This is a genomic window from Sediminibacterium sp. GW821-FHT12F12 (genome assembly GCF_058806635.1).
The window spans coordinates 1-10,096 of record NZ_JBXAPW010000001.1 but is presented as its reverse complement, the minus strand read 5'-3'; the positions used below and the strand labels follow the sequence as shown (position 1 = coordinate 10,096).

The 10,096-nt window shown below is 38.2% G+C and carries 9 protein-coding genes; 2 read left to right on the top strand and 7 right to left on the bottom strand.

Annotated features, from left to right (window positions below; translation table 11 throughout):
* The first annotated feature begins 127 nt into the window (after window positions 1-127).
* The gene (locus AC1RNB_RS00045; protein WP_493079607.1) at window positions 128-1,078 is read left to right on the top strand and encodes a carbohydrate kinase family protein; all 951 of its coding nucleotides are present in this window, start codon (window positions 128-130) and stop codon (window positions 1,076-1,078) included.
* A gap of 14 nt (window positions 1,079-1,092) precedes the next feature.
* Window positions 1,093-3,042 (top strand): amylosucrase, encoded by a 1,950-nt coding sequence (locus AC1RNB_RS00040; protein WP_493079606.1) that lies wholly within the window; start codon window positions 1,093-1,095, stop codon window positions 3,040-3,042.
* Window positions 3,043-3,249: 207 nt separating this feature from the next.
* On the opposite strand, the gene AC1RNB_RS00035 is transcribed toward AC1RNB_RS00040, so the two are convergent.
* From AC1RNB_RS00035 to AC1RNB_RS00005, 7 genes are all read right to left on the bottom strand, one after another.
* Entirely contained in the window at window positions 3,250-3,999 is a 750-nt protein-coding gene (locus tag AC1RNB_RS00035; RefSeq protein ID WP_493079604.1) for a hypothetical protein, read from the bottom strand.
* 220 nt (window positions 4,000-4,219) lie between these two features.
* The gene (locus tag AC1RNB_RS00030) at window positions 4,220-5,044 is read right to left on the bottom strand and encodes an HNH endonuclease (protein ID WP_493079603.1); all 825 of its coding nucleotides are present in this window, start codon (window positions 5,042-5,044) and stop codon (window positions 4,220-4,222) included.
* A 222-nt stretch (window positions 5,045-5,266) separates the two neighbouring features.
* The gene (locus tag AC1RNB_RS00025; RefSeq protein ID WP_493079601.1) at window positions 5,267-7,177 is read right to left on the bottom strand and encodes an NACHT domain-containing protein; all 1,911 of its coding nucleotides are present in this window, start codon (window positions 7,175-7,177) and stop codon (window positions 5,267-5,269) included.
* Entirely contained in the window at window positions 7,177-8,229 is a 1,053-nt protein-coding gene (locus AC1RNB_RS00020) for a tRNA nucleotidyltransferase/poly(A) polymerase family protein (protein ID WP_493079600.1), read from the bottom strand. Before AC1RNB_RS00020 ends, AC1RNB_RS00025 begins: the two co-directional genes overlap by 1 nt.
* Window positions 8,230-8,735: 506 nt before the next feature.
* Window positions 8,736-9,305, bottom strand: coding sequence for a KilA-N domain-containing protein (locus tag AC1RNB_RS00015; protein ID WP_493079598.1), 570 nt, complete (start codon window positions 9,303-9,305; stop codon window positions 8,736-8,738).
* Between the two features lie 28 nt (window positions 9,306-9,333).
* On the bottom strand, window positions 9,334-9,624 hold the full coding sequence (locus tag AC1RNB_RS00010; protein WP_493079597.1) for a KilA-N domain-containing protein: 291 nt from the start codon (window positions 9,622-9,624) through the stop codon (window positions 9,334-9,336).
* Window positions 9,596-9,745 carry a hypothetical protein gene (locus AC1RNB_RS00005; RefSeq protein WP_493079595.1) on the bottom strand — a complete coding sequence of 50 codons (150 nt, stop codon included), beginning with the start codon at window positions 9,743-9,745 and terminating at the stop codon, window positions 9,596-9,598. The genes AC1RNB_RS00010 and AC1RNB_RS00005 overlap by 29 nt, the downstream gene beginning before the upstream one ends.
* Window positions 9,746-10,096 lie beyond the last annotated feature (351 nt).

The window sequence follows — 10,096 nt, the reverse complement described above, 5'->3', positions numbered from 1 at the left end:
AACGCCGAAGTGGAAAAAACCAAAATACTTCGACATTCGATATTCCTTGTTCGATATTCGATATTCAAAAGGGTTTTATAAGATTACGCATCAACCAAATTTATCCAGGCATAAAAGGAGACACAGTATGAAAATTCTCTGCATCGGCGAAGCACTCATTGATATGATCTGTACGGATAAGGGCAAGTCTTTATCTGACGGAAATAATTTTTTAAAGAAGCCCGGCGGCGCCCCTACCAATGTGGCCGCAGCCATTGCGGCATTGGGGGGTAAGGTGGAGCTGGCTGCCAAAGTGGGTAACGATCCTTTTGGCAAACAACTGATACAGGTAATGCAGGAATTCGGCGTATCTACCCGCTGGATGCTGGCAGATGATACCCATTTTACCACTTTCGCTTTTGTATCACTGATGGAAGACGGAGAGCGAGACTTTGTATTTAACCGGGGTGCCGATGGACAACTCAGTCGCGAAGAAGTAGATGCCATTGACCTGGAGGAAGTATCCATCATCCACTTCGGTTCTGCTACCGGTTTTCTGCCGGGGCCGCTGCAGGCGGCTTACCAGAGCCTGCTGCAGAAAGCTTTGCAGAAAAATATTTTTATCAGTTTCGATCCCAATTACCGTCACCTGCTTTTTCCGAACGATACACAGACTTTTATCGACCAATCCTGGAACTTTTTAAAAGCCTGTCATTTTTTTAAATTGAGCGATGAAGAAGCCAAACTCATCACCGGAGCCATTACGGTGAATGATGCAGCCGCTATTTTACTCGAAAAAACAACGGCTGTATTTACCATCACACTCGGTAAAGAAGGAACACTGTTTGGTTTCCAGGGTAAGACTACTATCATCCCCAGTATTCCCGTGAAGCCGGTTGATACTACCGGTGCGGGAGATGCTTTTGTGGGAGCGGTATTGTACCAGTTATGTGATAAAACACTGGATACGATCCAATCCCTGACCCTTGCCGAATGGAACCGCATCATCACCAATGGCAATAAAGCCGGGGCACGCACCTGCGAGTACCTGGGTGCCATGGAAGCTTTTAAACATTTGAATAACCAGATCTTTCAATAAGAAAATACGATACTGTGTACCAATATTCACTGCATAACCGCGTAAACGAAGCCTGTATAAAAAACAAACTGGCTGTGGGTGGTAAAGACCAACTGTTTTATGCAAGACTGATCGCCAATACCGCTGCTATCCGCAGTCTCTATACCGAATTATATGGCAACCACCCCAAAGGCGAAGCCGGTTTTGATGCTTTATTACAAACACTGATCCATGCACACCTGCAAAGGGCTACGGTGTTGCAGGAGAAAGATAACAGCAAAGAAAAAAAAGGCAACTGGTTTTTGAGTAATGAGATCGCCGGTATGAGTTTGTATGTAGATCGTTTCTGTGGTGGATTGGCCAACTTACCCGGCAAACTACCCTATCTCAAAGAACTGGGTGTGAATTTTCTGCACCTGATGCCGGTATTCGAGAGTCCGGAAGGAGAAAGTGATGGCGGGTATGCCGTATCCGATTTCCGTAAAGTTGATAAACGTTTTGGCACATTAGCCGATCTGCAGCAGGTGCAACAAAATATGCAGCAAGAGCAGATGCACCTGATGATCGATATTGTACTGAACCACACATCGCACCACCACGAATGGGCCAAAAAAGCCAAAGCAGGCGACCCGGTATACCAGGATTATTTTTACATGTACGAAAACCGCAGCCTGCCCGACCAGTTCGACAGTACCATGCCCGAGATCTTTCCCGAAAGTTCGCCCGGCAGTTTTACCTATGTGAAAGAATGTAACAAATGGGTGATGACGGTTTTTCATCATTACCAGTGGGACCTGAACTATACCAACCCGGCCGTTTTCAACGCCATGCTGGACACCATCTTTTTTTATGCCAATCTCGGTGTAGATATTTTACGGATCGATGCCCCGGCCTTTATCTGGAAACAGTTGGGCACTACCTGCCAGAACCTGCCGCAGGCGCATAGTCTCTTACGGTTGATCAGGCAGTGTGTACAGGTATCCGCGCCGGGTATGGCCCTGCTGGGCGAAGCCATTGTGGCCCCCAAAGAGATCATGAAATATTTCGGTACTGATCTGTTTTACGGCAAGGAATGCGATGTAGCTTACAATGCCACACAAATGGCACTGCAATGGGATGCGCTGGCCACGGGCGATACGCGGGTAATGCTGGCGGCCCAGCACGATATTCTGCAAAAGCCTTATGGCTGTACCTGGATCACCTATACGCGTTGCCACGATGATATTGGCTTGGGGTATGAAGATGCTTCGATTGAAGCGGCAGGTTTTAACGCGTATGGGCATCGAAAATATTTGAAAGATTATTACTCTGGTGTACATCCCGATTCGCCCGCCATGGGAGCGCTGTTCTCGGTAAACCCGAAAACACAGGATGCCCGCATCAGCGGTTCGCTGGCTTCTTTGTGCGGACTGGAAAAAGCGATGGAAGCCTACGATGAGAACGAGATAGAAATGTCTGTGCGAAAGATCTTACTGATGCAGGCACAGAGTTTTTTCATCGGCGGTATTCCCATGCTGTTTTACGGCGATGAAGTAGGCTATACCAATGATTACAGTTACCTGAACGAAGAAGGCAAAAGTTACGATAACCGCTGGATGCACCGCCCCGTAATTAACTGGGACAAAAATGAGCGGGCCAGAGAAAGCGGTACACTGGAACAAAAGATCTTCAGTGCCACCCAACGCCTGTTGCAGTTACGAAAAAATCTGCCGGTAGTAGCCGACCACAAAAACCTGACCTGGTTAACCCCGCATAATATTCATGTTGCCTGTTTTCTGCGCAGCGATGGTAAAAAGAAACTATACTGCCTGTTTAATTTTCATGCCAAAGCAGCGTATGTAACCTGGTATACATTTAAGGAACATGGCCCTGCCGTTACCCGGTTATATGATCATTGGAACGAACAAAAATTGACCGTGGGCTCTGATTATGAGTACCTGGTGATAGCGGCGTATGGGTTTTGTTTGTTGGAAGTAATGGCGTAAAATACCGACTCTTTTCTTTTGTCCTTCTACTATTGATACTAACGGACAGGGCTTGCCGAAGGTTAGCAGGAGATTTCCTGCTGCTGGCTTGACAACTATAGACTCGATTAGTTAAAGCCAAATTACTGAAGTTGTTAATTAATACAAAAGTTGAAGGGCCTAAGGTGGAAGCCCAAATTACGCAAAGCCCTTTGTAAGCTGTAGTTTTTATTTGATTGTTATTGTGAATTTTTTTGAATAAAATGCAGGATACTTGGTGTTGAGTTCATCAACTATATAAAATCCTATTGTCAAATCGTATGTGTCTGATGGAAATGATGCAGAAATTTTTACTTTGGCTTTAGTTCCACTTGGTCGGAACTGGTCACTCCATATTTGATAAACTGAATTTTCGGTTTTTCGTTTTACTATGTCAACAAATAATGGAGTTATTTTCTCCAGAATAATAGGCTTAAAAAAATCTGTAGTTATTTCAATAAAATCAGTTGGGCTAAATTCCGTTTTATTGATACTTATCGTTGCGTAAGAATTTACTTTCCCTTGAGCAAAGCCAGAAACAATTGTTGGCAAGATAAATTTGGGTCTAAAAGTTGAAGCTGAATTATCTGTCTCTGATGAATTTGAAGAAGATGATTGGATTATGGCGTTGTCTTTTATGCCTTGTTTCGCAAGGGTCTTTTTAATCATTGAGTCGACAAGAGCAGGATTGAATTGATAACTTGGCTTCGTTTTTGACGATGCTTGGGGCGTAGAGTTTGTATTTTGAGATAACTCTGTTGGCTCAAATTTTATAATAGTAATTGTAGTGTCTTTGCTTGATTGGTTACTGTTAACAACCTTCACTTCTTCCGGTCCAGCCCACCAATTCCAAAAAAGTCCGCACAGGAAAAGAACAAATGCACCAAATAGTGCCCAAAGGAAATTGTGAATGTTTGTTTTACTAAAGAAGTTTGACATGGTGGTATAAAATTCCAGGTGACATCCCAGCATTGGCGTTGCGGCGGAATTTCGTAATCCGTTAGCCGAGAGCTGTTGCTGATTAAAGATACAAAAGCTGATGATTTATTCTGTCACTAAATTTATAACATCAATCAGGAACCATAGCCGATTTCTTGTTGCTGCTGGGTATCTGCATTCCGTCAGCCGACATAATACCGATGCAATGTTGTGTACAGTTTTAGGCTTGCTCAGTAGTTTCAAAATGGATTAGATATTCTATTTTATTTACAATTACTTTGAATTCAGCAAGAGTGTGAGACTCTATTCTACAATTGCCTAAGTCAAATTCTTTATGATGATTAGGACACAGTAAAATAATATTATTGAGAGTTTCTCGTCCTTTATTTTTCTTAGCTGTTATATGAGCTGCTTCAATATAAAAGGAACCATCTTTTTTTTCTATCCTCTTTTGACAAAATTGGCATTTAAAATCTCTTAATAATTTTATTTTGGCTATTGTGATATTGTCTCTTTTATAAGTCTTGCTATTATAAGAAGTAATTTCTGGGTCGGATTCTTTGATATTTAACAACTCCTGAAGTAATTTTTTTTTGGATATTTTATCAGATTGTAGAGATTTTAAAACTTCATCTTGCTCTTGCAAATCTAATCTGGTTAAATCAAAGAGAGACGAAAATTTACGATGAAGTGAACGCATTTTATGCATTACAGTTTGCGTAGGGTGTATACTTTCATAATATGCAATATGTGCATTTAACGCTTTAAGAGATAACAAAAGTTTCTCTCCTCCATAATCTTTATATATGTTACTCAAATAATATTCCATTGAATAAGCATTTAATGTGCGAGAGAACTTTTTACCTTCAATTAAACATTTGAAATTGTTTATATAATCAGGCGCTGAATTTTTATTTATCAAGTCATTCCCTATAATTTGATTAACACCGTTTATATATGATGTAGTTCCAGCGTAAACACTTTTTGCAATGTTATAAGCTACTGGAACTATTTCAATCGGTATTTTTCGTTTTGTTTTTGCCATATTTAGAAGTTGAAAAATTACACACAACGTGGAAGCATTGGCGATGTGGCGGTATTCTTTGTTCCGTCTGCTTGGTGCCATTGCTCATTAAAGATATAAAAGCCCAATATTTATACTTTTGCTTGGTATTATTCGTCTGACGAAACCGAGGCTGAATGGCGAACAAAAAGCTGAGAATATATTCGTCGTCCCGCCATATTGCCAATGTAATGTTAGGTGCAGTTAATCGGGTATCTCAGGAGACTCTTCTCTAAATTTTATTAAAGCTCCTGACTCACTGCTTCCAATTTCAAACTGTCCATTTTTTGCGTCTAAGAGAGCAATCGAATTCAATAAATTAGATTTAGATTTTTTCAAATACCCATAAAAATTGTATTCATATTTAGTGTACCTAATCTGAAACAAAGTCTTCATCAAAGAAATGATTTGTTCTATCCCCTTAACTTGTTCCGGTAAACTAAACGACATATTCTTTTTATCGACATTGATATGCTTTTTTGAGATTTTATTCACATTTTCAAAATTTATAAAAAAATTTTCGAGTTCTTGAAAGCTTGTTTGTATATCATTTTTTGTTAAAGAATGTGATTGATTTATAATCGAAAGGCTATTAGCTACCTTTGTTGTTGTATCTATTTCATGACTATTCAAAATATAATTCAAGATGTAATTTGGATCAGAATTTAAACCAGAGATCATCATCAAAATCTTATTCCAATCCTTCTGAATAAATAGGTCATTACTAATTTTATTTACGCCTTCCACTAGATAACTTGAGCAAAAATAATCCTGCATTGCCTTGAATCTAAACAACCAATTGCCATCATCGGATTGCTTAAGAATGCCGGTTGCAAAAGAAATGTATTCCAGATACAAATCAAGTTCTTCTTTTTTTTCAAAGTCTTTTATATACTTGAATATTTCATGGCTCGGTAAACTACTTTTTTTCTGTTCAGAATAAAACAGAGACATCTTTCCTAAAAAATTGGTTATTTCTATCGCACTCACTTTTTTGTTTTCTAACTTTCTTTCAATATTTCGTTGAGAATCCCAATTGTCTACTAGTGCCGCAACCAGTTCTTTTATAAGTTGACCGGAATTTAAAGGAACGATAGATTTATGTGTGAATAAAAAATGGGAAATTGTCAACATTAGTGGGTTTTTCAAGATTTCGTGAACTTCAGGAACTGTATTTACAATGGATACAAATTCTTTCCATCGTCCACCTTTAGCCAGTTTCCTATATGTTAACTCTTTTATTTGTTCATTATTAAAAGGCTGTATGTAACACTTGTTAAAGCCGCTTATTTTCTCAAGTTTTTTATCTGGCCTTGATGTTATTATTAAAGAAGTTAAAGGGTTTTTTTGTTTGAACAGTGAGATAGTGTTTTCAAAATTCGAAAACTTTTCAAAATCAATTTCATCAGCCCCATCTAATAATAGGCATAGATTGCTTCCATTTCTTATTCCTCTTGTGTTAATAAAGCTTGTATTAATCAAAGTATTAGCAATACAATTTTCTATGTAAGAATTAAAGTCATTTGAATAGTTATTGAAATCTCGTAACTGAATGTAAATAGGAAGTTTTTGTATAGATTTGTTCTCCTCCAAAGAATTTGATGCCAGGTCCAATGTAAGTTTTCTTAGCATCGTGGTTTTGCCAGCTCCGGGAGCTCCAAAAATTATACAACTTCGATGAAAATGACGACTATCATAATAACAATCTGCATTATTATTTAAGAGTTTTATTTTAGGAGTAACAAAATCCAAGAAAATGTCAATCACTTGATCTTTGTAAATTCCTTCAGACCTTCTTGCATTAATGGTTAGAATATCTTTTAATTCTTCTATTCTATCTTCTTCTATCGTTATTTCATCATCATCATTCGGGTAACCTTTATCATTAGTTGGACAGAAATATATATTTTCTGAAGAGTCTTTGGGTTTGTAAATAAATGTCTTAAACCTACCAGTTTTTAAGTTTACAATTGCTTCATCTCGTATAAAATAATTTTCTATAATGTTTTTATATTTTCTGAAATGATAGTTTGCAAGCTCGTCATCATCTAGAACGAAAGTTTGAAAGAATTCATCGCCATCCTTAATTATTGGTATATAGAACAGATTTTCCATTAATTCAGGTTTAGATATTTTTCAAATGGTTTTATGAAATTATTGTATTCATTCTCGAAACCTAACTCTTTCATCTTTGCAATAAACTGTTTATAAGTATCGCCTTTTTGGCTCTCCGGACTCTTATTTAATACTTGTGCGTTTATATATCTCATTCTTGATTGAGTATCCATTGTTGAAAATAGAGGACAAAAATCTACTTTGATCAATTCTAGAGTGGCATCAGTAGGTGCATAACCTCTTGTTGCGAACTTGACTAGCCGAATTAAAATTTGAGCAGATGAATAATGAGGTGTATGAACGTCAAGGTCTCTTACGATTGTGAGTTTTTTATCCTTTGCATCTATAATGCCGCTGCCGGAAGGATCTATAAGCAATTTATTTATAGGTTCGTAATAAACTGCATTGCATGCGAAGTCTCTAATTTTAAAATCATCTTCAATTTCTGAACCAAAAATGGTTGATCCATAACCAGAATTGCAAAGTGTAAAATTTTTTACGTCAATAAATGGATCGCCTGAAGCTGGGGTGCCACCAATTCTAATAAATCCATTCTCTTTTTTGTAAGAAAATTTATCATTGAACATGGATTTTATCAATGGTAGTGCGGATTTCAAAGGCATTGTTGTAACCAAATCAATATCCTTTGATTTTTCCCCTTGAATAAAATCTCTTACAGTTCCTCCAACTAAATATGTTTCATAACCACGGTAAAAAAATTCAGAAATTAGTTCCATATAACTTGGACCCGGAGGAATTCTCTCTTCAAGTTTTTTTGTAATTAATTCTGCCAATCCACTTTCAGCTTTTAAAACTCTGCCTGTCGAAGGAAGTCTAGACCAGTTGGGGTCAATCCTTTTACTCGGGTTTTTAGGGCGAATTATATCAAAGGATTTGGTTGAATCCGGAATATTGAATTGATTAATAATGATAGGCTTCTCATATATATCATAACCCAATAAGCGGCCCTCAATTTTTTTGTATGTAGAGAACCAAATGACTTCTTCGCCTGGTTTCGGAAAGGAAGATTGCGGTAATTGTGTTTGATCCATAATAGTTTAAAGTGTCTGGTTTAAATTTCACCTAACTTAGTTATACGCGCTAACCTATTGCGCCAATACAGCTATTTGGGTTGGCTTGGCGTGTAAAACCAGCGCATAATCAATATAGGAAAAATATATCATAGGTCATCAAAAGGGATATTAAATTTCTGACTACTGCTCTTACTTACGCAGGTATTCGTTTCAGCTATCTTACTGCCTGGATGGCCAGGCAGGGTCAGTAGCAACCCTGGATCAGTTGTCAATTCCAACCAATGAACAGCCTAACTGTTTCTTAACCAATACAATGTGAGAAGTGCCTATATCCCTGCTTTTACTACAGTCATTTTAAATACCTGCTGCAGACAGCATACATGCTGACAATGCTATGTCCTCACCTCGCTCTTCCTATTTCAATATGGGACCTGGTAAAAGGAGCGTAAACCTCTACTGATGGTTAAAAGGTTCGCAAAAGTTGAACTGCCTGACATAGTTGGGAAATGCTGTTTTACGTAAACTCATTTCAGTTTCTTTATTTGTTGGTTGGCAACCAAAGATTTCATTTGTGTAATGGCAATTTGGTTGAGTTGTTTCAAACGGTCAGTTTGTGGCAATCCCTGATTGATTAACACAGCATTGATACTTTCAAGATTAGAAAGCACTACTAATTGTTCAATGGTAGCATAATCCCTTACATTTCCCTCTTTCTCGGGATTAGCTTCACGCCATTGTTTAGCCGTAAAACCAAATAATACAATATTTAATACATCCGCTTCATTGGCATACACAAAGTTGATTTGTGTTCTGCTCAATTCTTTGGGTATCAGATTTTCCTTAATAGCATCAGTGTGAATATGGTAATTAATCTTTGCTACTATTCGTTGTAAGTTCCATTCTAATTTCAAACGGTCGTTTTCATCGGCTTTCAGGCGCTGAAATTCTTTGGTAACATAGAGCTTGAATTCAATAGAAATCCAGGAGGCAAACTCAAAAGCAATGTCTTTATGCGCAAATGTTCCGCCATAGCGTCCTGATGTAGATATGATGCCAATTGCATTTGTTGATTCAATCCACCTTTTAGGGGTCATCACAAAGCTGTTTAGTCCGGCTTGTTTTCTAAACCCCCTCGAATTCGAGGGGTTTAAAATTGGGATTGTAAATGCCTTCCCAAAAGCCTAAAAGTTCAATCGTATTACGGTTTCGCATCCAATTCTGGATAATAGTATCCGTATGTGCGGTATCCTTGTGCCGTGCAATATCAGTGAGGGAAATATAATCCTCAGATTCATTTGTAAGAATCGTTATCTCAGTACCTTTTACATCCAGTTTTTTTATTTTTGGCCATAATTCAAACCGTTGGTTAAGCCCAATGAGCAAATTATGTGATGTTCTTTGCAGGTTGTTCATCTTCATTTACAATGGCCCATGTATCCTCCTCGCGCAGCAAAATAACCAAAGAAGCCAATTGGTCGACAGAAATTCTTGCTTTCAATTGTCGGTTCAAGGTTACGCTTGCAAATTCTTTCATTGGTATTTGTAAATATCGTCTACTGCTTTTTTTGCTGTTTGTTTACAAACAATTCGTTCTGCGAAGGGTCGGCTTTGCCTGTATAACCAGCACATAATAAATATAGGAAAATATAGTACAGGTCATCGATAGGGGTTGTGCTATTTTGCCAATTTCCGGTACCAATATACCTATCTATTTCACTTCTCTTACTGCTTTTGTAACTGCAACGCAAACTACTGTTAAGAACCAGCCAGCCTACCTCGCATAACCCTTCATTACCGCTTCATTCCCATGTGCAGGTATACCCTGGGGACAGCCTGTTTCTATGGTTTTCTAATTCATTGATAACCCGCCAGTAACCCGAGGATA